The sequence below is a fragment of the Sphingobium sp. WTD-1 genome, assembly GCF_030128825.1.
Lineage (GTDB): Bacteria > Pseudomonadota > Alphaproteobacteria > Sphingomonadales > Sphingomonadaceae > Sphingobium.
The window spans coordinates 3,155,617-3,179,402 of the sequence record NZ_CP119127.1 but is presented as its reverse complement, the minus strand read 5'-3'; the positions used below and the strand labels follow the sequence as shown (position 1 = coordinate 3,179,402).

General features: G+C 64.2%; 19 protein-coding genes and 1 pseudogene. 14 read left to right on the top strand and 6 right to left on the bottom strand.

Features of this window, described 5'->3' with window-relative positions:
- The first annotated feature begins 124 nt into the window (after window positions 1–124).
- The 3 genes and pseudogenes from N6H05_RS15895 to N6H05_RS15885 all read left to right on the top strand — a co-directional run bounded on the left by N6H05_RS15895 (window position 125) and on the right by N6H05_RS15885 (window position 2,417).
- Window positions 125–637, top strand: coding sequence for a glycine zipper 2TM domain-containing protein (locus N6H05_RS15895; protein WP_284110477.1), 513 nt, complete (start codon window positions 125–127; stop codon window positions 635–637).
- A 330-nt stretch (window positions 638–967) separates the two neighbouring features.
- Window positions 968–1,780 (top strand): annotated as a pseudogene (locus tag N6H05_RS15890) (IS5 family transposase).
- A gap of 376 nt (window positions 1,781–2,156) precedes the next feature.
- Window positions 2,157–2,417, top strand: coding sequence for a DUF1905 domain-containing protein (locus tag N6H05_RS15885; RefSeq protein WP_284110476.1), 261 nt, complete (start codon window positions 2,157–2,159; stop codon window positions 2,415–2,417).
- 271 nt (window positions 2,418–2,688) lie between these two features.
- On the opposite strand, the gene soxR is transcribed toward N6H05_RS15885, so the two are convergent.
- The gene (soxR, locus tag N6H05_RS15880) at window positions 2,689–3,129 is read right to left on the bottom strand and encodes a redox-sensitive transcriptional activator SoxR (protein ID WP_284110475.1); all 441 of its coding nucleotides are present in this window, start codon (window positions 3,127–3,129) and stop codon (window positions 2,689–2,691) included.
- Between the two features lie 549 nt (window positions 3,130–3,678).
- Here soxR and N6H05_RS15875 point away from each other — a divergent pair.
- Genes N6H05_RS15875 through N6H05_RS15865 form a run of 3 tightly spaced genes read left to right on the top strand, consistent with a single transcriptional unit; the run spans window position 3,679 to window position 9,311 of the window.
- Window positions 3,679–4,821, top strand: coding sequence for an efflux RND transporter periplasmic adaptor subunit (locus N6H05_RS15875; protein WP_284110473.1), 1,143 nt, complete (start codon window positions 3,679–3,681; stop codon window positions 4,819–4,821).
- A gap of 1 nt (window position 4,822) precedes the next feature.
- Window positions 4,823–7,912 (top strand): efflux RND transporter permease subunit, encoded by a 3,090-nt coding sequence (locus N6H05_RS15870; protein ID WP_284110472.1) that lies wholly within the window; start codon window positions 4,823–4,825, stop codon window positions 7,910–7,912.
- On the top strand, window positions 7,905–9,311 hold the full coding sequence (locus N6H05_RS15865; protein ID WP_284110471.1) for an efflux transporter outer membrane subunit: 1,407 nt from the start codon (window positions 7,905–7,907) through the stop codon (window positions 9,309–9,311). The genes N6H05_RS15870 and N6H05_RS15865 overlap by 8 nt, the downstream gene beginning before the upstream one ends.
- Before the next feature lie 183 nt (window positions 9,312–9,494).
- On the opposite strand, the gene N6H05_RS15860 is transcribed toward N6H05_RS15865, so the two are convergent.
- Window positions 9,495–12,236, bottom strand: a complete 2,742-nt coding sequence (locus N6H05_RS15860; RefSeq protein WP_284110469.1) for an ATP-binding protein — start codon at window positions 12,234–12,236, stop codon at window positions 9,495–9,497.
- A gap of 107 nt (window positions 12,237–12,343) precedes the next feature.
- Window positions 12,344–13,429, bottom strand: coding sequence for a redoxin family protein (locus N6H05_RS15855; RefSeq protein WP_284110468.1), 1,086 nt, complete (start codon window positions 13,427–13,429; stop codon window positions 12,344–12,346).
- A gap of 214 nt (window positions 13,430–13,643) precedes the next feature.
- Here N6H05_RS15855 and N6H05_RS15850 point away from each other — a divergent pair, with 214 nt between their 5' ends.
- From N6H05_RS15850 to N6H05_RS15830, 5 genes are all read left to right on the top strand, one after another.
- Window positions 13,644–14,915, top strand: a complete 1,272-nt coding sequence (locus N6H05_RS15850) for an epoxide hydrolase family protein (protein ID WP_284114247.1) — start codon at window positions 13,644–13,646, stop codon at window positions 14,913–14,915.
- 26 nt (window positions 14,916–14,941) lie between these two features.
- Window positions 14,942–15,355, top strand: coding sequence for an organic hydroperoxide resistance protein (locus N6H05_RS15845; RefSeq protein ID WP_284110467.1), 414 nt, complete (start codon window positions 14,942–14,944; stop codon window positions 15,353–15,355).
- 25 nt (window positions 15,356–15,380) lie between these two features.
- Complete coding sequence (locus N6H05_RS15840; protein WP_284110466.1) at window positions 15,381–16,151, top strand: alpha/beta fold hydrolase; 771 nt, start codon at window positions 15,381–15,383, stop codon at window positions 16,149–16,151.
- A gap of 136 nt (window positions 16,152–16,287) precedes the next feature.
- A complete protein-coding gene (locus N6H05_RS15835; protein WP_284114246.1) occupies window positions 16,288–17,322 on the top strand; it encodes an alpha/beta fold hydrolase in 1,035 nt (344 codons plus the stop codon).
- Between the two features lie 11 nt (window positions 17,323–17,333).
- A complete protein-coding gene (locus N6H05_RS15830) occupies window positions 17,334–17,867 on the top strand; it encodes a cytochrome P460 family protein (RefSeq protein ID WP_284110465.1) in 534 nt (177 codons plus the stop codon).
- Between the two features lie 14 nt (window positions 17,868–17,881).
- Here the strand turns inward: N6H05_RS15830 and N6H05_RS15825 are convergent, their stop codons facing one another.
- Both N6H05_RS15825 and N6H05_RS15820 read right to left on the bottom strand, forming a co-directional pair.
- Window positions 17,882–18,613, bottom strand: coding sequence for an SDR family oxidoreductase (locus N6H05_RS15825; RefSeq protein WP_284110464.1), 732 nt, complete (start codon window positions 18,611–18,613; stop codon window positions 17,882–17,884).
- Window positions 18,610–20,025: an aldehyde dehydrogenase family protein gene (locus tag N6H05_RS15820; RefSeq protein WP_284110463.1), complete on the bottom strand. Its 1,416-nt coding sequence runs from the start codon at window positions 20,023–20,025 to the stop codon at window positions 18,610–18,612. Before N6H05_RS15820 ends, N6H05_RS15825 begins: the two co-directional genes overlap by 4 nt.
- A 101-nt stretch (window positions 20,026–20,126) precedes the next feature.
- Between N6H05_RS15820 and N6H05_RS15815 the strand changes: the two genes are divergently transcribed.
- A complete protein-coding gene (locus tag N6H05_RS15815; protein ID WP_284110461.1) occupies window positions 20,127–21,050 on the top strand; it encodes a LysR family transcriptional regulator in 924 nt (307 codons plus the stop codon).
- A 155-nt stretch (window positions 21,051–21,205) separates the two neighbouring features.
- On the opposite strand, the gene N6H05_RS15810 is transcribed toward N6H05_RS15815, so the two are convergent.
- Window positions 21,206–21,694: a MarR family winged helix-turn-helix transcriptional regulator gene (locus N6H05_RS15810; protein WP_284110459.1), complete on the bottom strand. Its 489-nt coding sequence runs from the start codon at window positions 21,692–21,694 to the stop codon at window positions 21,206–21,208.
- 312 nt (window positions 21,695–22,006) lie between these two features.
- Between N6H05_RS15810 and ectA the strand changes: the two genes are divergently transcribed.
- Window positions 22,007–22,450, top strand: coding sequence for a diaminobutyrate acetyltransferase (gene ectA, locus N6H05_RS15805; RefSeq protein ID WP_284110457.1), 444 nt, complete (start codon window positions 22,007–22,009; stop codon window positions 22,448–22,450).
- A gap of 14 nt (window positions 22,451–22,464) precedes the next feature.
- Entirely contained in the window at window positions 22,465–23,775 is a 1,311-nt protein-coding gene (gene ectB / locus N6H05_RS15800) for a diaminobutyrate--2-oxoglutarate transaminase (protein WP_284110455.1), read from the top strand.
- Window positions 23,776–23,786: the final 11 nt, after the last annotated feature.

Sequence of the window (23,786 nt, the reverse complement as noted above, 5' to 3'; positions counted from 1 at the left end):
CCGATGGCAGCGCCCTTTTTTTGTTTTGATCCTGCAATGAAAATGGGGAACTCTTGCGCTGACAGGCCGTTGCGCATTGCGCCTATGCGATGCGGACCGGATGTTCCGGCGGAAGGAGAAGGGCATGAGAAAATTCGCGATGGTGCTGGCCTTGGCTGTGATGGCCGCCCCGATTGCGGCCACGGCTCAGCCGCCCGGCCACGGACAGAACAAGCCTTCGCACAATAACGGCAATGGCCCCGGCCAGCGACCGCCAGGCCATAATGGCGGACCTGGTCCTGGCGCATCCCATGGCAAGCCGTCCCATAATAATGGACGTCCGCCGGCACCGGGCAGGCCGTCGCATTCCGCCTCCCACGGCGGAAAATATTATCCCGACCAGCATTATCGCCCCGGTTCGTCGCGTGATCGCTATCGCATTGATCGGAATACGCGCGTTTATCGTGGCGGTAATGGGCGCTATTATTGCCGTCGCAATGATGGATCGACTGGCCTGATTGTTGGTGCGGCCGTCGGCGGCCTTCTGGGCAATGCGCTGGGTGACGGCGACTCCGGCGTGTTGAGCACGATCCTGGGCGCAGGCGTTGGCGGCGCGCTGGGCCGTGAGATTGATCGCGGTAACGTCTATTGCGAATAAGCGATCGTCACTAGGTCGTAAACTCATAAACCGGCAAGAACAGGACGCCATTGATCGGTTGCAGGCTGCTACGCTTGTGTCCATTCGTTGGTGGTATTGGCTAATCCTGTTTCTTTGGTTGTGGCTTGCTGCGATGGGTTTTGCCGCTCTCCACGATTATGGATTTTCGACGATAAGGCCGCTCGCGCCAGGGCCGTTGGGCATTCTGGATGCTGCACTCAGCATTGCTGTGCTGACTTTGCCCGTCTGGACGTTTTTCATCGCAAGATAAAGGTGGGTCTGTTCGATTGTTGGCTATCAATTCGAGCTGCTATCTGATTCAGGCTTGGCATGAGCCGATATGTCCTGGCCGACTTCGAGCGGCGCGTGATCGAGCCCCTGCTGCCCAACAAGCCGCGGGCGTGCCGCGCGTCGATGACCGCCGCGTGCTGAATGGCATCTTCTGGATACTGCGCTCGGTGCGCCGTGGCGCGACCTGCCCGAGCGCTATGGCCCATGAACCATCTGCTACAACCGCTTCGTGCGATGGCGCAAGGAAGGCGTCTGGGACCGGATGATGGACGCCATCACCGCTGCCCATGACGGCGAGATCCAGATGATCGATAGCACCTCTGTTCGGGCCCACCAGTAGGCCGCGACGGCAAAAAGGGGGATCGAGATCATTGTCTCGGTCGCTCCCGTAGCGGTCTCACGACCAAAATCCACGCGGTCATCGATGCGCAAGGCCTCCCGATCCGGCTCGGCTTGACGGCGGGGCAAGCGCATGATGGCCAAGCCGCTGACAAACTGCTCAATCGCCTCGGCCGCATATGATCGTGCTGGCTGACAAAGCCTATGACTCCGACCGCATCCGGGATGCTAATTCACGAATAGGGTGCCACGCCCAACATCCCAGCCAAATCCAACCGGAAATGGAAGTCCTGCTTCAGCAAGCGCCTCTACCGCGAGCGCAGCCTGATCGCGCGGTTCTTCTCCAAGCTAAAGCACATCCGCCGGATCGCCACCCGTTACGACATGATCGCCGCCCAATTCCTCGCCATGGTTCAACTCGCCTCAATACGCCTTTGGTTCCGCGTTTATGAGTCACAGCCTAGTGATTTGGTCGCGGTACTTAAACTGCCTGGGATATATCGGAGGATGTAATTGTTATGTACTTTAAGTTATTGGCAAGATGATTCCATGTGAGTCCAGAGGCGAACGGGAGCCAACGCCTGACAGAATACGGACCTTCCGCAACCGAGCGTTTAAATTTGGCCGCAGAGTGGCCACAAGGGGGCAACTGCGGCGCCCAACGAAAGAGAAAGTAGACGCAAACGATAGCGCAAGATCGGGTTGCATCAAACGAGCGCTCAGCCAATGATCCCGTGGTGCAAACGAACGATGGCCCAACAGACCCCGAGCTCATCCGCTTCCTGCGCGAGGAACTGGGCGGAGACGTCTCACGTGACGAAACAGCTTGGGAGCATGTCGGCCCTATCTGGTTGTGGCGCGGGAAAGCAAGGAAGGCCAGCCCTCATCGATGTCGTGGCATTTTCTGACGATCGACGGTGAGGTCGCCGACGCCATCCGTGTAGCATCGTCTGGCCAATCAGCGGCTTGGGGATCGGTCTACGTAGAGGCCGGCATTGGCGAAACATGTTGGTGCACATCAGTCTTTCCGAACAAGGCGCGCCAAGGCTACTTGCTGCCCATCAAGGCGAGCGTGAGAAAAGCAGAAAAGCTAGCCGAAGGCGACATGATCACAGTACGAATTACCCTATCCAAGGGACCATCACGCTAGGAATGAGCGCTCAGCCTGAGGGCGGTTGGTCCGCACAGTTCTGATCAGCGTGGTGACAACTTCTCTAGACGGCTCCATCGTCGCGCTTCGCTGCTCGACAATCGTCATGCGAGAAGATGGCTTGCTTCGGCGCAATCTGACATTGCCAGCATTGCTCCAGAACGGCGCAAGTCGGTCGCGAGCTGCCAGAAAGCGGAAGGTCTGTACCTAGGGAGCCGAATTCTGGCTCTGAGCGTCTCATAAGGGGCGCGTGTGAACAGAGATTTTGTTCTTAGTCGAATGCGCGTGCGCCCGACCCGAATCCGGCTGCTACGTCGCCAGGATTACGCAGCGGGCAATCCGTCAACGATAGACAGCCGCAACCAATGCAACTGTCCAACTGATCGCGCAGCCGCACCAACAGCGCGATCCGCTGATCCAGTTCCTCGCGCCAGTCTGTCGATAAGGCCGACCAGTCGGCTGCGTTGCGCAAATGCCCAGAGGGCAGATGGCTGAGGTTCTCGCGAATCTGGCCGAGTGGAATGCCGACCCGCTGCGCCACCTTGATCACTGCGATCAGGCGAAGCACCGAGCGATGATAGCGCCGCTGATTGCCACTGGTCCGCTGGCTCTCGATCAAACCCTGCGCCTCGTAGAAATGAAGCGTCGAGATCGGCACGCCGGCGCGCCGGGCGACTTCACCCACACCAAGGCCAGTAGCTGCCAGCGGCATCGATATATCCATTTTGCAGCGATACCGTCGCGGACGAGATATCGCTTTACCTCAACTTTTGTTGAGGTTTTATAGAGGCACTCCCTGATTCGCAAGGGAGGCCAATTTGTTATTCCTGATCTCAATGGTTCGCGCGTCGCATTGGCGCGCTCACAAGCGATTCCTGTTGCAAGCTTCTCGCAACAAGAATAATCGATGTTGGCCGGAAATAGAGTTGCAGGGTGGTGTCTCCTGCGCTTGCCAGGTGGCAAGTTCTTCTCCGCCGCGGCGTCAACCCGAACCTGTTTCGGGGCATGGCGCGCGGTATTTGCGGCTCTTGCCGACGCACGTCCTGTCCCAGCGAAGGATAGCCCGTGCGCGCAGACGATTGCGCCCCTTCCCCATTCTCCGATGAGCGACTGTCTTTGACGAAGCCCTGCGTGACTTCGCGGCAGCCATCTCGCCTATATTCCTCTTATCCAACTGGATTCTCGATGAGCATCGATCCTTTCGGCCTTGCGGTTCTCCTCTGGCCCCACTTCGTTCGCCCGAAGCGGGGGAGGTGAAAGCATGAGCGACCACAATCTGTCCGAACCATCGCGCGTTGCACCCCGATTGATCCGCCCGACACGCACCATGTCGCTGACGATCGTCCTGCTTTTCGTGCTTCTGGGGACCCTTTATCTTTGGCGTGGATGGCGCGCGAGTCAGGCCCAGACCTGGCAGCCACAAGCGGTGCCGGTCGCTGCCATGGTCGTGCAGTCGCGTGACATCCCCGCAGCGCTGGAAGCTGTCGGTTCTCTGCGTGCCGTGCGCGAAGTCACTTTGTCGCCCGAAATTGCCGGCAGAGTTTCAGCGATTCATTTCAAAGCGGGGCAACCGGTTGGAGCCGGCGCGCTGCTGGTGCAATTGTTCGACGGGCCGGAACTTGCGGATCGTAGAGCGGCGCAGGCCAAGGCGGCCTTTGCCGGGGTGCAGGTCGCCCGGTCGCAGCAACTGGCGCCGACCGGTGCGGAGCCGCGCGAGAAGCTGGAGCAGCGCCGTGCCGATCGCGATCAGGCCGCAGCCGCCGTGCAGCAGATCGACGCACGGCTGGTCCAGAAGCAGGTGCGCGCGCCTTTTGCCGGGGTATTGGGCATCCGGCAGGTCAATCTTGGCCAATATCTCAATCCCGGCGATGCCGTGGCGACGCTGACCGCGCTTGACAGCCTGTTCGTTGATTTCGCCCTGCCGCAACAGGAACTGAGCCGGTTGAAGCCGGGAGCAACGGTCATTGTTACCAGCGATGCCTGGCCCGGCCGCCGCTTCACGGCAAAGGTGAACGCGATCGAGCCGAAAATCGGCGCGGATACCCGCAACGTCAGCGTGCAGGCGCTGCTGGGGAATGGCGATCGCGCATTGCGTCCGGGCATGTATGTCACCGCCGCGCTGGAATTGCCGGTGCAGCAGGGCGCGCTGCTCGTCCCCGCCACGGCGATCCAGACGTCGGCACAAGGGGACAGCATCATCGTCATTCGTGGCAGCAATGCACGCGTTGGCGGCAAGGCGGAGATCGTGCCGGTCCAGACCGGGCGCCGGGTCGGCAATGATGTCGTCGTCACGAGCGGCCTGCACGTTGGGGACGTGATCGTCACCGAGGGCCAGTTGCGAGTACAGCCGGGCGCCGAGGTCAAGGTCGCCGGGGCCATCCCCGCCAAGCAGGGAGGGCGCTGATATGACGGCCACCCGCTCCTTCACCGATCTCTTCATTCGCCGGCCGATCCTGTCGGTCGTCGTCAGCCTGCTCATCCTGCTCGTCGGTCTTGCTGCGCTGTTCAGCCTGCCGATCCGCCAATATCCCCGGATGGAAAGCGCCACGATCACGATCGACACGGCGCTGCCGGGCGCAGCACAGGATGTGATGCAGGGCTTTGTCACGACGCCGATCGCGCAGGCGATCGCGACCGCCAACGGCATCGAATATCTCACCTCCACCTCCAGCCAGGGCAAAAGCCATATCGCCGCCAAGCTGGTGCTGAACGCCAATGCCGACCGGTCGATGACCGAGATTCTGGCCAAGGTGCAGCAGGTCAAATATCGCCTGCCGACCGGCGTCACCGATCCGGTCATCGCCAAAATCACCGACGGCGCATCGGCGATCCAATATGTCTCCTTTTCCAGCAAGACATTGTCGCCGCCGCAGATCCAGGATTTCGCCACTCGCGTGGCGCAGCCGATGATCACCTCTGTCCCAGGCGTTGCTTCGGCAGAGATGACCGGCGGTGCGCCGCTCGCCATGCGCATATGGGTCGATCCGGTGAAGCTGGCGGCGCGCGGCTTGACCGCCAGTAACGTCGCCAATGCGTTGCGCGCCAACAATGTGCAGGCATCGCCCGGCCAGTTGAAGGGCGCCAGCACGACGATCAACATCACGGCCGCGACTGATCTGCGCGATGTGGCCGCCTTCCGCGACATGGTGCTGAAAAGCGGGGAGGGCGGTATCGTCCGCCTGGCTGATGTCGCAACGGTCGAAATGGGCGGGCAGAATTATGATGCCGGCGCCCTGTCATCGGGCGTGCCGGGGATATCGATCGCGATCGCGCCGACGCCGGATGGCAATCCGCTGGAGATCGTCAAGGCGGTGCAGGCCCTGTTGCCCGAAATGCAGCGCGTCGCCCCGCCGGGGGTGAAGGTCCATAACGACTTCGACGTCGCCCATTTCGTCAACGCCTCGATCGAGGAGGTCGAACATACGCTGATCGAGGCGATCGTCATCGTCATCCTCGTCATCTTCCTGTTCCTTGGCTCCGTCCGTGCGGTCATCATTCCGATCGTGACCATCCCGCTATCACTGCTCGGCACGGCGGCGCTGATGCTGGCCTTCGGCTTCTCGCTCAACCTGCTGACCCTGCTGGCCATGGTGCTGGCGATCGGGCTGGTGGTCGATGATGCCATCGTTGTGGTCGAAAATATCCACCGCCATATCGAGGAAGGCCTGTCGCCCTTCGACGCGGCGCTGGTCGGCGCGCGCGAAATTGTTGTGCCGGTCATCGCCATGACCATCACTCTGGCAGCAGTCTATGCGCCGATCGGCTTGATGGGTGGCCTCACCGGCGCGCTGTTCCGGGAGTTCGCCTTCACCCTGGCCGGATCGGTGATCGTTTCGGGCGTGATCGCGCTTACCCTGTCACCGATGATGAGCGGCAAGCTGCTCAATGCCAAGCTGGCAGAGGGCAGGCTGAGCCAGGCGATCGAGCATAATATGGAACGGCTGATCCGGGGGTATGGGCGGCTGCTCGATCGCACGCTGGCGGCGCGCGCGGCCGTACTGGTGGTCGGCGTGGCGATGCTCGGCACGATCGTCCTGCTCTTCACCGGCAGCCAGCGCGAACTCGCCCCGCAGGAGGATATGGGCTATGTCTTCGTCGCGACCAAGGCGCCGCAATATGCGAATATCGACTATATCTCGCGCTTCAATGCCCAAGTCGATGACATCTTCCGCACCTTCCCCGAATATCGCGGCAGTTGGTTCGACGCCGGCGGCGCCAACGGCACGAACAGCGGCTTTGGCGGGATCATCCTGTCGGAATGGGACAAGCGCAAGCGCAGCGCCGATGCCATCCAGAATGAGCTGGCCGGTCGCACCGGCGCGGTGACCGGCATCTATGCCACCGCCTTCCAGGACAGCCCGCTGCCGGCGGGCAGCGGCGGCCTGCCGGTGCAGATGGTGATCCGTTCGTCCGACGATTTCCCGCAAATCTACCAGACGCTGGAGGCAGTGAAGGGGGCAGCCTGGGGCAGTGGCCTCTTCGCCTTCGTCGACAGCGACCTCGCCTTCGACAGTCCCGAAGCGCATATCCGCGTTGATCGAGCCAAGGCCGGGCAACTGGGCGTCACCATGGCGGAGATTGCCGATACGCTGGCGGTGCTGGTGGGCGAAAATTATGTCAACCGCTTCAACTGGCATGACCGGAGCTATGACGTGATTGCGCAGGTGCCGCGCGACAAGCGCGTGACCCCCGACAATCTCGGCCAATATTATCTTAGGGCTGGTTCCGGCGCGCTGATTCCGCTGTCCACGGTGGCACAGGTCGAGATGCGGCCCCAGCCCAACAAGCTGCCGCAGTTCAACCAGATGAACTCTGCCACCCTGTCCGCGGTTTTGATGCCGGGCGTTACCATGGGCCAGGCGGTCGATTTCCTGAAGAAGCAGCCGATGCCGGCCGGCACCAGCATCGACTGGCTGTCGAACAGCCGCCAATATGTGACCGAGGGGGACCGGCTGACCGTCTCCTTCGCCTTTGCCCTGATCGTCATCTTCCTGGTGCTGGCGGCGCAGTTCGAAAGCTTCCGCGATCCACTGGTCATCCTGGTAACGGTGCCGCTGGCGGTGTGCGGCGCGCTGGTGCCGCTCTATCTCGGTTTCACCACGCTCAACATCTACACCCAGATCGGGCTGGTGACGCTGATCGGCCTGATATCCAAGCACGGCATTTTGATGGTGTCCTTCGCCAACGAGATGCAGGCGAAGAAAGGGCTGAGCCGCATGGAGGCGATCCGCCATGCCGCCGCCGTCCGGATGCGGCCTGTGCTGATGACCACGGCGGCGATGGTGGCGGGGCTTGTCCCGCTGCTCTTCGCTGGCGGCGCGGGGGCGGCGAGCCGCTTCGCCATCGGCATCGTCGTCGTCATGGGCATGCTGATAGGCACGCTCTTCACCCTGTTCGTCCTGCCCACTTTCTACACGCTGCTGGCCGGCGACCATCGCAAGACGGCGTCCGGCGATGAAGCCGCCCAGCCTGCGGGAGACCTTGCCCATGCATAAGATCCTGTTGCCGCTGGTCGCGGCGCTGCTGGCCGGCGGATGCGCCGCCGGCCCCAACTATCATCGTCCCGAACCGAAGGCCGACGCCAGTGGCGCTTTCATGACGCAAGCCAATGCCTTCGATCCGACCGCGCCGCTGCCGGACCAATGGTGGAAACTCTATGATGATCCGGCGCTCGATGCGTTAGTTTCGCAGGCACTGGTCGCGAACACTGACCTGCGCGTCGCCGCCGCCAATCTCGCCAAGGCCCGCGCCACCCTGAGCGAGGCCAAGGCAGGACGCCTGCCGACCACCGACATCAATGGCGGGGTCAGCTATGGCGATGGGATGCAGGGGGCGGGCGGCGCCTTCAGCCAGGACACAGCGCAATGGTCGCAAAATGGCAGCCTGGCGCTGATCTGGGAGGTTGACCTTTTCGGCCGCGTCAGCCGCGCGGTCGAGGCCGCCCGCGCCGATGCGCAGGCGGTGGAGGCCGCCCGCGACGTTGTGCGCGTGACGGTCGTGGCGGAAACGACACGCGCCTATCTCGATGCCTGCTCCTATGCACGTGCCCTCAGCGTTGCACAGGATAGCTGGCGTGTCAGCACCGACAGCCTGCGGCTGGTGACCGCGCAGGCAAAAGCCGGATCGGTCGGCAAATTCGATGTCGAACGTGCCGCCGCCGCGGCCGCAACCGCGCGTGCAGCGATCCCGGCGCTGGAAGCGCAGCATCAGGTCGCCCTGTTCGAGCTTGCGGCCCTGCTCGGCGCCACACCTACCGACATTCCCCTTTCTGCCCGGCAATGCACGACGCCGCCTGCCCCCGTGGCGGCATTGCCGGTGGGCGACGGCGCATCCCTGTTGCGCCGTCGCCCTGATCTGCGCCAGGCGGAACGGCAACTGGCGGCCGACACGGCGCGGATCGGCGTCGCCACCGCCGCGCTCTACCCGAAGATCAGCCTGGGTGGATCGGGCAATCTCTTCCGCAACGACAGCGTCCGCGGCAATGACAGTCTCAGCTTTTCGGTGGGACCGCTGCTCAGTTGGAGCTTCCCCAATATCAGCGTCGCGCGTGCCCGCATCCGTCAGGCCGAAACGCAGGGGGACGCCTCTCTGGCGACCTTCGACGGCACCGTCATCACGGCGCTCAAGCAGGTTGAACAGGCGCTCAGCAATGTCGCGCGGGAACAGGAAAGGCTCACCGCACTGGAAGAGGCGCAGAGCCGGTCCCAGCGCGCATTCGACTTTGCCAATGCGCGTTATCGCGCTGGGTCTGTCGGTCTTCTCGATGTGCTGGTCGCGCAGACGGCGTTGCTGGACGCGCGGGCGGCACAAGCCTCCTCGGTACAGCGCCTGTCATCGTTGCGCGTGGACCTTTTCAGATCCCTTGGAGGGGGGTGGATGGATATCGGGAAATGATCGGTCACGCGATGGCAACCGCAGGCTCGCGTTCGCGCCTGCCTTCAATCAGGCGAGGTCAACCGCTGGTGGACAACGATAGCAGTCGGTCGACTGCTGGGAGGGGAGATATGTTCGCTAAGCAACCGAGAAGGCTCTCTCCGGGCTCTCCCATACCCTAGCGAACCTATCCTCCAACAGCCGTCACGAAGAAGCCAGATCACCGGCAGCCCGCAACTCCCATGCGACAGCGCCTTGCTGACGGGCGAGCGTCATGGCGCGATCCAGCAAGGGTGTCGCAATTGTCCCGTTGAGGAGCGCGATTGCGATCCTGGCCTTGATCCGCAACAATTCGGGCATCAGGCATTGTTCGCCATTCGCCTCGCATCGACGGATGGTGGCGTCGATCACATTCCCAGCCTCTGTGAAACGCGTGTCGAGCATCATGCCCTGCGCCAGTGCGATGGAAAAAGGCGTCGTCAGCAGGTCATAACGGGCAGTGCGCAGCCGGACGAGGCATTGCTCGATGGCGGCCAGCGCGCCGCCGCCTGCTTCCCCGCGCAGGATTGCGAACTCGCCGGCAAAGCCGCTGGCTGCGGCGATATAGGGGCCTAGGGCATTGGCTTCGGCACAGTCGGCAAAGGTGGCGAGCGTCTCCTCCGCGGCAGCAAAGTCCCTCATCCAGCTGTGGATCGACAGCGACCAGATGAGCGCGATGCAGAGGGTCACGGGATGATTGAGCGTCGCGGCGTCCTCGACGGCCTGGCGCGCCAGCGCCTTGGCCCGTCGTTCGTCACCGGTCAGCCAGAGCGTGCGGGCCAGTGCGATGATGGAGCGATTGCGATGGTCGAAGCCATAGCGCACCGTCTGACTGCGCAGCGATTGGGGAGCATGCGCCAGGGACATTTCCAGATCGGCGCGCGCCTGTATCTGGTTGCCGGCCAGATGGTGCGAAATGCCTGACAGCGAATAGGCGACGCCGATGGCTTCATCCTCGCCGACCGCCTCGGCCACCTGGATTGCCCGCGCGGCGTGATCCATCGCGGCCTGATATTCGCCGATCCGCTCATGAAAAATGTGCAGTCGGCCAAGAATGCGCAGCTCGCTCCAGTGATCGTCCAGCAGCCGGGCGATTTCCAGCGCGCGGTCGAGCGCCTTGCCGGCTTCCGGCCGATTGCCACGGGTGAACATCAGCGCGATGGCGAGCGCGCCCTGCAATTCCAGCTCGATCGCGGTGCCGCGTTCGCTGTCCATCATTTCGGCCAGCGCCCGGCTGCACCAGTTGCGGCATTCGATTAGATGCGAGAGATTGAGGAAGACCGGCGCACTGGCAGCGGCAAGGCGCACGGCAATGCGCCGATCGCCCTTGTCACCAAAGGCCCAATCGAGCGCGCTGCGGATATTGCCCAGTTGCTGTCGCAGGGGGCGCTGATCCTGAAGGACGTCATCTTCCTGCGCGAGCAGGGCTTCCAGTTCCGCCAGATAATAGGCGGCATGGCGCCGGGCATTGGCATTAACCTCGGCCTGTCCACGGGTCAGCAGATGTTGGCGCCCATGAGCACGGGTCATTTCCAGGAGGCGATAGGTACCCGCGCCTCGCATCCGATTTGGCGCGATCAGCGACTTGGCGACCAGTTGATCGACGGCGGCGGCGATATCGTCCGCGCCCACCAGCGCGTCGGCCACCACCGCGAGCGCCGCGTCGATCGAGAAGGGGCCGACGAAGATGGCCAGCCGCTCCAGCACGATCCGCTCGACGTCGGGCAGGAGGTCATGGCTCCAGTCGAGCGTCGCCTGCAATGTCTGCTGACGCGGCAGGGCGGTGCGCCGCCCCGGCCACATCAGGCTGAACCGTTCGCCCAGTTGCCGGGCCGTCGCTTCCAGCCCATGGGTCGCCGCGCGCACGGCCGCCAGTTCGATCGGCAGGGCCATGCCGCCCAGCCGGGCGCAGAGATCCCCGATCAGGCGCGCGTCACCCTCATCGACCCGAAACTGGCTGTCGGCCGCGCGCGCCCGTTCCAGGAATAGCTCGATCGCGGGATAGGCGCGCAACTCCGCTAGCGTCAGCGCCTGTGCATCATCGGGATAGCCGAGCGCATCGAGGCGATGGACATGTTCGCCGCGGACGCGCAGCGGCTCACGCGAGGTGGCAAGGATGCGCACCTGCGGCGCGGCGTCGATGATATGCTCGACCAACTCGGCCGTGGGGCCGATCAGATGCTCGCAATTGTCGAGCAGCAGCAGAAAGGATTGATCGCGCAGATGGCCCAGGATCACCGCCAGCGGATCGTTGCTCTGCACGGTCAGGCCCATGGCGCCGGCGATCATCGGCCGCACCAGGCCGGGATTTTCCAACATGCTGAAATCGACGAAGGCGACGCGATTGGCGAATTGCGGGGCGAGGGCGTGGCCGATCTCGATCGCCAGCGACGTCTTGCCGACCCCGCCAGCGCCGACGATGGTGAAGAGCGGCGTGTCCATGACCCGGTCCTGCAACAGCGCCAGATCCTCCGTCCGGCCGATCAGGTGCGGCAGGCGCGGCGGGATATTATGCGTCGGTGCGAGCGGGGCAGGGGCGGGCGTCACGGTCTGACCCGTCTCCGGCCCTTGCACCGCGACCGGGGCGACGAAGGCATAGCCGACACCAACCTGGGTCGCGATATAGCGTGCGCCACCGGTGCCTTCGCCCAGCAGCTTGCGCAGGCCCGCCATATGGAAGCGCAGGCTGCCATCCTCGACCACGACATCGGGCCAGACCCGCTTCAACAGGTCGCGTTTGGAAAGGATCTGCCCTGGCTGTTCGGTCAGCACTACCAGCAGGTCGAAGGAGCGGCCGCCAATCTCGACCGGGACACCATCGCGGGTAAGCAGCCGTTCGGCCGGCAGCAGCGCGAAGGGGCCGAAGCTGCGCCGTTCGCCCAGAAGCTGCCTGTCTCCGTCCGCCACGCTCGCACCGTCCCATTTCCGGCGACGCTCGCGCCGCTGTCTGCTGCATTGCCATATCGTTAGCGAAAGGCAACGACCAGTAGGGTGGCGAAAGATGGACCGGGAAATCAGCCGAAGGTGAAGGAATAGGCTCTGGCCTCCGGCCGGGCGAACTGGATGGCGATGGTGCGATCGCGAATGGGGCCGGTCTGGCGGACAAGCTGGTAGAGCCGGTCTTCCCGCACTTCGCCCCAGCCCTGCGCATCGGTATCGGCGCCATGGCTGGCACCGGGCGCCGCGCCGTCGATCGTCACGCGGAAACGGATCGGGTGGCCATCGGGTGCGCCGCCCAGGACCAGATGCGCGTCGCGCGCATGGAAGCGATAGCGCAGCGTGCCATTGGGCGCATCCAGGCGGGAAAATTCCGATCCGACGGTCCAGTCGCCGGACAGATCCCACCCGCCCAGCGGCAGATCGGTTGTCGCGTTGTAGCTTGCGGTCGCATCCCGGCGCAGGCCGCCGGGCGACCGGAAGCCGCTTGCCTTGTCATGGCCCAGATAGGCTTCGCCCGATGCCAGATTGCGCCAGTCGGCCGGGGCCTCGATTCCGCGCCCCTGGATCGGCGTCACGGGAATGGCCGCAGGATCGTGACCGGCCTCGGCCAGCAGGCGGCGGATCAATTGTTCGGACTCGGCATAATCGCCCTCGCCGATGCGATAGCCGCGCACCTGTCCCTTGGCGTCGATGAAATAGAAGCCGGGCCAGCCCTGATTGCCGAACGCCTGCCAGACGGCATAGTCATTGTCCTGAAGATTGGGATAGCCCACGCCCAACCGGGCGGTGGCCTGACGGACCTTGGCAGGATCATGCTCGAACCGGAATTCGGGCGTATGGACGCCGACCACGACCAGCCCCTTGTCACAATAGCGTTCCTGCCAGGCGCGCAGATAGGGCAGGGCGCGCAGCGAGTTGATGCAGGAATAGGTCCAGAAATTCACCAGCACCACCTTGCCGCGCAGCGAGGCCACGCCACCCGGCACGGGCGTCAGCCAGGGGCCTGCATGATCGAGCACGTCAATGGCCTTTCGCGGGGCGCCGAACGGCGCGGCAAGGGAGGGCGCTGCGCGGATCGCATCGGCGCAGCAGGCGATGGTGGTGGCACCGGCTGCCAGCAGCGTGGCGGTGATAAAGCGGATGGAACGGGTTCTCGTCATGGCGGGCGGCCTTGTGGTTGCTCTCTTGCCTGCAATGTAGCGGCCGGTTGCGCGGATGCCTGTTAGGCCCTGTGCGGGCGCATTAGTTGGCGGCAGTGGCGCGGGCGGCAGATCGCATTTGCAACGGCTAACGCCCCATCATCCCAACTAACGGGCGTTCCGCGCGCGCTCCTCTATCTCCGGGACCATGACTTCCCGGATCGAGGAAATGAACATCACGGAACCCCATTCGACATCACGCCGCCGGTTCATGGCAGGTGCTGCATTGGCAGGCGCGGCCGGCGCCATGCCGTCCGCGCTGCGGGCCGCGATCGACGACACGGCTGTTCGGCCCTTTCGCGTCGCCATCCCGCAGGTGGACATTGCAACGATGAAGCGGCGCATCGCCGAAACCCGCTGGGCCGATCCCCAGTCGGTCGCTGATGACAGCCAGGGCGTGCGGCGCCAGACGCTGGAACCGCTGATGCGCTACTGGGCGGGCGCCTATGACTGGCGCCGGGTCGAGGCGCAGCTCAATGCGCAGCCGATGTTCATGACCCGGATCGACGGGCTCGACATCCAGTTCATCCATGTCCGTTCGCGTCATGCTGGCGCCTTGCCGATGATCCTGACCCATGGCTGGCCGGGGTCGATCCTGGAATTTCTGAAGGTCATCGGTCCGCTGACCGATCCGACCGCGCATGGCGGCACGGCGGACGACGCCTTCCACCTCGTCATTCCCTCGATCCCTGGCTTCGGCTTTTCCGAAAAGCCCCGCGTGCCGGGCTGGGGATCCGACCATATCGGTCGGGCCTGGTCAGTGCTGATGCGGCGGCTGGGCTATGACCGCTATGTCAGCCAGGGCGGCGATTGCGGATCGGTGATCTCGCAGCGCATGGCTCCGCAGCATGTGCCGGGCCTGATCGGCATCCATCTCAACATGCCGGCCGTGGTGCCGGCCGAGATCGCCCATATCCTTGCCGCCGGCGATCCCGCCCCCGCCACCTCGAGCGCGCCGGAACGCCGGGCCTTCGACCAACTCGCCGCCTTCTATCGCGACAATGCCGCCTATGCCGCGATGATGAACACGCGGCCGCAGACGATCGGCTATGCGCTAGTGGACTCGCCGGTCGGCATGGCGGCGTGGATGTACGAGAAGATCGCGCAATGGACCTTTAGCGACGGCCAGCCCGAGAAGCTGCTGGGCCGCGATGTCATCCTCGACGATCTTTCGCTCTACTGGCTGACCGGCACTGGCGCCTCGGCCGCCCGGATCTATTGGGAAGATCATAGCAATAATTTCAACGCGCGCGGTGTCATCGACCTGCCGGTCGCTATCAGCGTCTTCCCCGGCGAGATTTTCCGCGCGCCCAGAAGCTGGGCCGAGCGCTGCTACAGCCGCCTCCATTATTTCAACGCGGTGGCCGATGGCGGCCATTTCGCCGCCTGGGAACAGCCGATGCTGTTCGCACAGGAACTGCGCGCCGCCTTCCGTTCGCTGCGCTGAACCCCCTCAATAAAAGGAGACTTGCCATGTCCGACACCAAGACGCTCTATACCGCCCAGGTCCATGTGACCGGTGGACGCGAAGGTCACGCCCGCAGTTCCGATGGGCGCCTCGACCTTCCTCTTTCCACGCCCGGCGGACCGGGGCAGGGGACCAATCCCGAACAATTGTTCGCGGCCGGCTGGTCTGCCTGTTTCGAAGGCGCGATGGTGATCGCTGCGAAGGGGAAGGGCGTGACCCTGCCGGATGACCTGGCGATCGATGCGGCGGTGTCGCTGTGCCATGGCGACGAAGGCTATTCGCTTGCCGCCCGGCTCAATGTCTCGGTACCCGGCCTCGCGCCCGACATGGCCCGGCAGATCATCGAGCAGGCGCACCGCACCTGCCCTTATTCCAAGGCGATCAAGGGCAATATCGATGCCCTGGTCACGCTTGTCTGAAACCCCGAACCTCAGGAGATTTGACATGCGGACTCTCATCATGGGCGCATTGCTGGTGGGGCTTGCCGCAAGCAATGCCCAGGCCCAGCCGGTCAAGCCGACCATCATTCTTGTCCATGGCGCCTTTGCCGACGGTTCCAGCTGGAACGGGGTGATCCCCTTCCTTGAACAGGATGGCTATCGGGTGGTCGCCGCGCCCAATCCGCTGCGCGGCGTGCGCGCCGATGCCGATGTCGTGGCCGATCTGGTTCGCAGCATCGCCGGGCCGGTGATCCTGGTCGGTCATTCCTATGGAGGGTCGGTGATCAGCGAGGCTGCGGCCGGCCAGGCCAATGTGAAGGGGCTGGTCTATGTCGCCGCCTTCGCGCCGGACGTCGGCGAAACCGCCATCGGCCTGACCGGCAAATTCCCCGGCAGCACGCTAGGGCCGGCACTGGCACCGCCGGTCTCGCTCGGTTCGGGAGGCAAGGATCTCTATATCCTGCAGGCCCGCTTCCATGACCAGTTCGCCGCCGACGTGCCGCCGGCCGAAGCGCGCCTGATGGCGGCGGGGCAGCGCCCGATTGCCGAGGCCGCCCTGTCGGAAGCCGCGACCCAGGCAGCGTGGAAGACCGTGCCGTCCTGGTTCATCTATGGCGACGCCGACCGCAACATCCCGCCCGCCGCCATGGCCTTCATGGCGCAGCGCGCAGCGGCGCGGCAGAGCGTGGTGATCCGCGGCGCATCGCATGTCGTGATGGTATCGCACGCACCCGAAGTCGCCCGGCTGATCGAAAAGGCGGCGACTGCCGACTGACAACGGGAACCATGCCGGCTCACAGCAGATCACAGCGATTAACAGGCGCATCGCCGGCGATGCGTCTATCAGGAAACCGTCGCCGTGAGTGCCGGCTAGCTTGAACCCGGCTCAGCCCATGGATGGGAGAATGATGATGCGTCAGGATATTGCAGACCCCGCTCGCCGGGATTTCGTTCGTGTCGCAGCCGCCATGGCCGCGACGCTGGTGGCTGGCGGGTCGGCTGGTCGGGCGTTTGCCGCTCCGGTAGCCGGGGCGAACCCGCCTGCGCTGGGCCCGATCCGCCAGATCGACGCCGGTGTGCTCAATATCGGCTATGTCGACATGGGGCCGCGCGATGGCGCGCCGGTCCTGCTGTTCCATGGCTGGCCCTATGACATCCATGCCTTTGCCGAGGTCGCGCCGCTGCTGGTGGCGCAGGGGCACCGGGTCATCATCCCGCATCTGCGCGGCCATGGCAGCACCGTCTTCCGCGACGCAGCCACCCCGCGCAATGCACAGCAGGCGGCGCTGGGCGCGGATGGCATCGCGCTGATGGATGCGCTGGGCATCCGCCACGCGGTGGTGGCCGGCTTCGACTGGGGCGCGCGCACGGCAGACATCATGGCGGCGCTGTGGCCCGAACGGTGCAAGGCGCTGGTGTCGGTCAGCGGCTATCTGATCGGCAGCCAGGCCGCCAATGCCAAGCCGCTGCCGCCCGCCGCCGAACTGCAATGGTGGTATCAATATTATTTCGCGACGGAGCGCGGCAAGGCCGGCTATGCCGCCAATACCAACGCCTTCAACAAGCAGATCTGGCAATTGGCGTCGCCGCGCTGGGCGTTCGACGATGCGACCTTTGCCCGGTCGGCGGCCTCCTTCGTCAATCCCGACCATGTCGCGATCGTCATCCACAATTATCGCTGGCGGCTGGGCCTGGCCGAAGGCGAGCCGCAATATGACGCGCTGGAGGCGAAACTGGCGGCGGGCCCGCCGGTGACGATCCCGGCGATTACGATGGAAGGCGATGCCAATGGCGCGCCGCACCCCGATCCGGCCGCCTATCGCGCGAAGTTCGCGGGCGTTTATGACCATCGGCTGATCGACGGGGGCATCGGTCATAATCTGCCGCAGGAAGCGCCGGCCGCCTTCGCGAAAGCGGTGCTCGACGCCGCACGCATGGCCGGATGAGGGAGCCAGCGATGACACGGATCGGCACTCTGGCCCTGGGCATGGCGGCATTGCTGCTGGGCGGATCGGTGGTCTTCGCCGGCCCAGCCCGCGAGGCACAGGCTTCCCCGATTTATGGCGTGCCCCTGCCCAAGGGCTATCGAGACTGGAAACTGATCAGCGTGGCGCAGGAAAATGGCAGGAATGACGATATTCGCGCGATCCTGGGCAATGCCATCGCGGTGAAGGCCTTTTGCGATGGCAAGCGGCCTTTTCCTGATGGCGCGGTGATCGTTCGGCTGGCCTGGCGTTATCAGGCCTCGCCGCGCAACGATGCGGTGTTTCCCGCGCCGCAATCCTTTGTCGCCGGCGCGCCGACCAATGTGCAGGTCAGCGTCAAGGATGCGAAGCGCTACGGCGCGACCGGCGGTTGGGGCTATGGCCAGTTCGAGGGCGGTCGACCCAATCCCGACCCGGCCGTGGTGCAGAGCTGCTTTGCCTGTCACCAGAAGCTGGAGGGGCTAGAAAAGGGCAGGGATTTAGTCTTCACCGACTATGCCGAATAAGGGGCGGCCTTGCTCTACCAGGGCAGGGGGCCATCCTCATTGAAGAAGCCGCCATTGGGGCCATCGTCCGGCAGCGTCGCAAAGGTCATGACCACCCGCGCGCCCTGTTCGACGGTGCGGGTGCCGGCATGGCCGTTGAGGTCGGTGGCGATATGGCCAGGCGTCACGCTGTTTATGCGGATGTGCTGGTGCTCCGCGCTGCGCTGGAAAGCGTGGGCATAATGTTGCGTCAGCATCAAAATGGCGGTCTTGGACGAGGCATAGGCCAGGATCGTGTCCGACTGGCCGAACAGAGTGGCGGGATCGCTGGTGAGCGCGAGCGAGGCGCTGGTGCTGGCGATGTTGACGATGCGCGGCGCGTCGGATTGGACCAGCAGCGGCAGCATCTGCCGCGTCACCCGCACCAGGCCAAAGACATTAGTGTCGTAGGTTTCGCGCATGTTCGCCGCCGACGTCTCGATCGTCGGCACGCGCCGCAACATGCCGGCATTATTGACCAATATGTCGATCCGGCCATGCTCAGCCTCGATCTGAGCGGCGGCCGCGATCACGCTGGCGTCGCTGGTCACGTCGATGCGGATCGACTGGACGTCGATCCCCTCGGCGCGCAGTTCCGCCACCGCCTCTGCGCCGCGCCCGGCATCGCGGCTGCCGAGCAGCATCGTCATGCCGGCCTGGCCGAGCTGGCGCACCACTTCCTTGCCCAGCCCCTTGTTGGCGCCAGTGACGAACGCGATCCGGCTCATGCCAGCACCGTGCGCGGTTCGAGGAAGGCGTCGAGGCCGAAGCTGCCAAATTCGCGGCCGATGCCTGACTGTTTGACCCCGCCAAAGGGGGCGAGCGGCTCATGTGCCGCGCCGTTGATGACGACCCGGCCTGAGTCCAGCTGTCTTGCTACGCGCTTCAGCCGGTCGGGGTCGGTACCCAGCAGATAATTTTGCAGGCCATAATCGCTATCGTTGGCGATCCGGATCGCATCCGCTTCGTCCTGATAGGCGATGATCGCTAGCACCGGGCCGAATATCTCCTCGCGCGCGATGCGCATGTCGTTGTCGACATCAGTGAACAGGGTAGGGCGGACGAACCAGCCGCGATCCAGGCCCATGGGACGTTCTTCTCCGCCCGCCAGCAGGGTTGCGCCCTCCGCCTGGCCGAGCCGGATATAGGATTGCACCCGGTCCCATTGCTTCTGGCTGACCATTGGTCCGATGCGCGATGAAGGATCACTGGCCGGGCCGACCGGCCAGTGATCCAGCGCGGCGACCAAACGATCCTGCAACGCGGCCTTCAAGCCGGCGGGAACCAGAATGCGGGTGCCGGCAATGCAGGCCTGGCCGCTGTTGATGAAGCCGCTCGCCAGGGCTTGGGCAGCGACGGTATCGAGATCGGCATCGTCGAGGATGATCTGTGCGCCCTTGCCGCCCAGTTCGAGCGTGACGCGGGCCATCCGTTCGGCGGCGGCATGCAGGATCGCCCGGCCGGTGCCGGTCGATCCGGTGAAGCTGATCTTGGCGATGTCGCGGTGGGCCGTGAGCGCGGCACCGGCGACCGCGCCCGATCCGTTGACGATGTTGAGCGCGCCCGCTGGCAGGTCGGCTTGGTGCAGCGCCTGCAGCAGGACATGGGTCTGGAGCGCGCTCATCTCGGACGGCTTGATGACGATGGATGTGCCGGCTGCAATCGCGGTGGCCAGCTTGGCGCAGATGAAGCCGAAATTGCTGTTCCATGGCGTGATCGCAGCCGCGACGCCGATCGGGCGCATTTCGACCTCCGCAGCCCCGATCCGGCGCTGCCAGGTATAGCTTTCCAGCACATTGGCCATGTCGAAGAAGGCTGAGCCTGCGCGCCGTGCGCTATAGTCAATGAAATAGGTCGGGGCGCCATATTCCTGGCCCATTGCGGATGCCATGGCATCGCCATGGGCGGCGACCACATCGGCCAGGCGCCGCAGCATCGCGATGCGTTCGGGCACCGTGCTATGAGCCATCACGGGAAAGGCCCGCTTCGCCGCCGCTACCGCGGTATCCACATCCGCTGCGTTGGACAGGCGGACGATGCCGATCTGCTCTTCCGTAGCAGGGTTGAACAAGGGCGCCTGTTCATCGCCCGAAACAGGCTGGAACCGGCCGTCGATATAATTTTCGCTGATCTTCTGCATGGCGTGACGCCTCCATCTTTGCATCTGCGCTGCATGTGGACCCGCATCGTCGATCTGATAAGAAGGACAATATTGTACAGACTGATAAGGTATTTCGCACAATGATGCCGAGCGTTGCGGAGATGGAGGCGGTGCTGGCGGTCGCCCGCCATGGCGGCTTTCGCGCGGCAGCGCGTGATCTGTGCCTATCTTCGTCCGCGCTCAGCCATGCGGTCGCCGTACTGGAGGAAAGGCTGGACGTGCGCCTGTTCAACCGGACGACACGCAGCGTGATACTGACGACTGCGGGTGAGCAGTTCGTGGCCGGGATCGCGCCGGCATTGCAGGCGATTGCCCAAATTGTGGACGATCTGGGCGCCAATGCCAGCGAGCCGTCCGGCACGCTGCGGATCAACACTTCGCCCGGCGCAGCCCGCATGATGCTGCAACCGATCATCCTTGAATATGGTCGTCGCTATCCTCAGGTCACGGTCGAAGTCGTGACCGAAAGCGCGCTGGTCGACATTACGGGCCAAGGCTTTGACGCGGGCGCGCGGCTGGCCGATGCGATCCCGCCCGACATGATTGCCGTGCCGATCTTTCCGCAACTGCGGATGATAGTCGTCGGCGCACCGGCCTATCTGGTTGGGCGTCGTGCCCCGATCGTGCCAGCCGATCTGCTGGACCATCGCTGCATTGGCATGCGGCTATCCAGCGGACGCCTCTATCGCTGGGAGTTCGAGCGGCATGGAGAGGCGACGCTGATTGACGCGCCAGGCAATCTCATCCTCGACGCGACCGACCTGATCCTGGACGCGGCCGTCGATGGCGCGGGGCTGGCCTATGTCGAGGAGCGCGGCGCGCTGCCCCATATTGCCGCCGGTCGGCTGGTCCCACTGCTCGACGAATGGACGCCGCCCTTTGCCGGCCTGTCGCTCTATTTTGCCGGGCGTCGCCATATTCCGCGCAAGTTGCAGGCGCTGATCGACCTGATCCGCGAGGGGCACAGACTAAACTATGATTTGACCAACTCGATTCTGCGCTAGAAGGACCACAAGAAGCTATGATCGCCACGGTGGTCAAAGAGACGGCTTAGGTCTGATGCATTCCTTTCACCGTGTACCTCTCGCACTGCGTGGGAAAAGCGGACGGTCGGCACTTAGATGATCAAAATTGCCACCGGAATGACTGGCATGGGTCGTCAATGCGGCTCTGACCGGTCGATCCGGCCGCTGTCGAGCAGCGGTGCGGCGTCGATCGAATCTGCATCCATAAGCATCGCCAGCCTTTCCGTCGCGGCGAGGATCATGGCCTGTTCCCAGGTGGGAAGGGCGTCGAAGCGATCGGTGAAGCGCTTCTGCAGCGGGTCGGGGGCGTCGGCCAGGGCGTCACGGCCGGCGGGCAGCAGGGTCAGGTGGATCTGGCGCTTGTCGCGTTCGCCGCGCTGGCGCTGGACGAAGCCGAGCGCGACCAGTCGGTCGACGATCGCGGTGATCGTCGCCTGGCTGAATTGCAGCGCCTGCGCCACGGCGGAGGGGGTAACGGACAGGCGCGTGTCGATTTCCCGCAGTACCAGCAATTGCGACGGCGTGAGTCCGGTCGTCGTCGCCAGCTGGCGACTGCCGATTTCGGTCGCGCGCAGGACGCGGCGCAGCGCGCGCAGGGTCAGGGAGGCAATTTCGGAATCCATGGGAAAGCGCATAGCGCGAAGTCCCGCAAAGCGCCAACGGGGCCAAAAGTTCCTCGTCACATACTTCATTATATGAAATATAATTTCGGCTTTGGGGTTGAAGATGGCGCCGATTATCGGCATATAAGCGCCCGTCTCGCCGGAGAACCTGCTTCTCCGAGTAAAATATAATTCGGGAGATGAACAATCTTCGATTCCCAAGCTACAGCGGCTGCCTTGCCGCCACGGGCTTCTGCGCGCTCTCGATCGGGCGAGGGGCAGGACATCGTCTTACGCAAGCCCGTCGCCACGGACGGGCCAGCCATCAGCGGATTGATTGCAGCCTGTCCGCCGCTTGATCCCAATTCGGCCTATTGCAACCTGCTGCAATGCACCGACTTTGCCGACTACTGCATCGTTGCCGAGCGTGGCAGTGCGGTGGTCGGCTGGGTATCGGGCTATCGCTCCCCGGCAGCACCCGACACGTTCTTCGTGTGGCAGGTCGCGGTGTCGTCCGCCGCGCGCGGCCAGCGCCTTGCCGGGCGCATGATCGAGGCGCTGCTGGCCCGGCCCGCGCAGGCCGGCGTCACCTATCTGACGACGACCATCACCGACGATAATCGCGCCTCCTGGGCCCTGTTCCAGGGGCTGGCGCGGCGTTGGGGCGTTCGGATCGAAAAGACTGCCCGCTTTGAAGAACAGGCCCATTTTGCCGGCGCCCACGCCACCGAATGGCAGGCGCGCATCGGCCCGCTGCCGACCCCGGCACAGAGTTGAGAGAGATTGAAACCATGACCGTCACGACCCAGCCCAAACCCACCAGCACCATGCCCGACACGGCCATTTATGAGCGGCGCGAATCCGCCGTGCGCAGCTATGCCCGCGCCATGCCGCGCCAGTTCAACCGCGCGGAAGGCGTGTGGATGCACGACAATCAGGGCGGCCGCTATCTCGACTTCCTGTCGGGTTGCTCCACGCTCAACTATGGCCATAACCACCCGGTCCTGAAGGCCGCGCTGCTCGACTATATCGCCGGCGACGGTATCACCCATGGCCTCGACCTGCACACCGATGCCAAGGCCGACTTCCTTGCCACGCTGGAGGATGTGATCCTGCGTCCCCGCGGGCTTGATTATCGCGCCATGTTCACCGGGCCGACCGGCACCAATGCGGTCGAGGCCGCGATCAAGCTGGCGCGCAAGATCACCGGTCGCGAACTGGTGATCGCCTTCACCAACGGCTTTCACGGCATGACGCTGGGCGCGCTCGCCTGCACCGGCAATGCCGCCAAGCGCGGCGGCGCGGGCGTGCCGCTGAGCCATGTCGCCCATGAACCCTATGACGGCTATCATGGTCCCGATGTCGATACCGCCGACCTGCTGGAGCGGCGCCTGTCCGATCCGTCGAGCGGCCTCGACGCGCCGGCCGCCATCCTGGTGGAGACGGTGCAGGGGGAAGGCGGCCTCAATGCCGCCTCGCCGCAATGGCTGCGCCGGATTGCCGAGATCGCCAGGCGCCATGGCGCGCTGATGATCGTCGACGACATCCAGGCCGGCTGTGGCCGCACCGACAATTTCTTCAGCTTCGAAGGCATGGGCTTCACCCCCGACATCGTCACCATGGCGAAGTCGCTGTCGGGCATGGGCCTGCCCTTCGCGCTCACCCTGTTCCGTCCGGAACTGGATCAATGGGCGCCGGGCGAACATAATGGCACCTTCCGGGGCAATAACCATGCCTTCGTCACCGCCACCGCCGCGCTGCGCCATTTCTGGAGCGATGCGCAGTTCGAGCAGGATATCGCCCGTCGCGGCGCGCTGCTGGAACGGCGGCTGGACGCGATGGCGGCCGAACATGGCCTGTCGACGCGCGGCCGCGGCATGATGCGCGGCATCGACGTCGGATCGGGCGAAATCGCTCAGACCATTACCGCCGCCTGCTTTGCGCAGGGGCTCATCATCGAAACCAGCGGCGCGCATGACGAGATCGTCAAGATACTGGCGCCCCTCGTGATCGAGGACGCCACGCTGTCGGCCGGCCTCGACATTCTCGAGGAGAGCATCCGGTCCGCGCTGACCGTCACCTATGGCGTCGCCGCAGAATAAGAGGAGATTTC

Coding starts and splice junctions, on each gene's coding strand:
- N6H05_RS15885 (WP_284110476.1), top strand. CDS start 2,157: ATGTCGTGGCATTTTCTGACGATCGACGGTGAGGTCGCCGACGCCATC.
- N6H05_RS15835 (WP_284114246.1), top strand. CDS start 16,288: ATGCGTCAGGATATTGCAGACCCCGCTCGCCGGGATTTCGTTCGTGTC.
- N6H05_RS15865 (WP_284110471.1), top strand. CDS start 7,905: ATGCATAAGATCCTGTTGCCGCTGGTCGCGGCGCTGCTGGCCGGCGGA.
- N6H05_RS15830 (WP_284110465.1), top strand. CDS start 17,334: ATGACACGGATCGGCACTCTGGCCCTGGGCATGGCGGCATTGCTGCTG.
- N6H05_RS15875 (WP_284110473.1), top strand. CDS start 3,679: ATGAGCGACCACAATCTGTCCGAACCATCGCGCGTTGCACCCCGATTG.
- N6H05_RS15855 (WP_284110468.1), bottom strand. CDS start 13,429: ATGACGAGAACCCGTTCCATCCGCTTTATCACCGCCACGCTGCTGGCA.
- N6H05_RS15870 (WP_284110472.1), top strand. CDS start 4,823: ATGACGGCCACCCGCTCCTTCACCGATCTCTTCATTCGCCGGCCGATC.
- N6H05_RS15810 (WP_284110459.1), bottom strand. CDS start 21,694: ATGGATTCCGAAATTGCCTCCCTGACCCTGCGCGCGCTGCGCCGCGTC.
- N6H05_RS15825 (WP_284110464.1), bottom strand. CDS start 18,613: ATGAGCCGGATCGCGTTCGTCACTGGCGCCAACAAGGGGCTGGGCAAG.
- N6H05_RS15840 (WP_284110466.1), top strand. CDS start 15,381: ATGCGGACTCTCATCATGGGCGCATTGCTGGTGGGGCTTGCCGCAAGC.
- N6H05_RS15895 (WP_284110477.1), top strand. CDS start 125: ATGAGAAAATTCGCGATGGTGCTGGCCTTGGCTGTGATGGCCGCCCCG.
- N6H05_RS15845 (WP_284110467.1), top strand. CDS start 14,942: ATGTCCGACACCAAGACGCTCTATACCGCCCAGGTCCATGTGACCGGT.
- N6H05_RS15820 (WP_284110463.1), bottom strand. CDS start 20,025: ATGCAGAAGATCAGCGAAAATTATATCGACGGCCGGTTCCAGCCTGTT.
- ectB (WP_284110455.1), top strand. CDS start 22,465: ATGACCGTCACGACCCAGCCCAAACCCACCAGCACCATGCCCGACACG.
- soxR (WP_284110475.1), bottom strand. CDS start 3,129: ATGCCGCTGGCAGCTACTGGCCTTGGTGTGGGTGAAGTCGCCCGGCGC.
- N6H05_RS15815 (WP_284110461.1), top strand. CDS start 20,127: ATGATGCCGAGCGTTGCGGAGATGGAGGCGGTGCTGGCGGTCGCCCGC.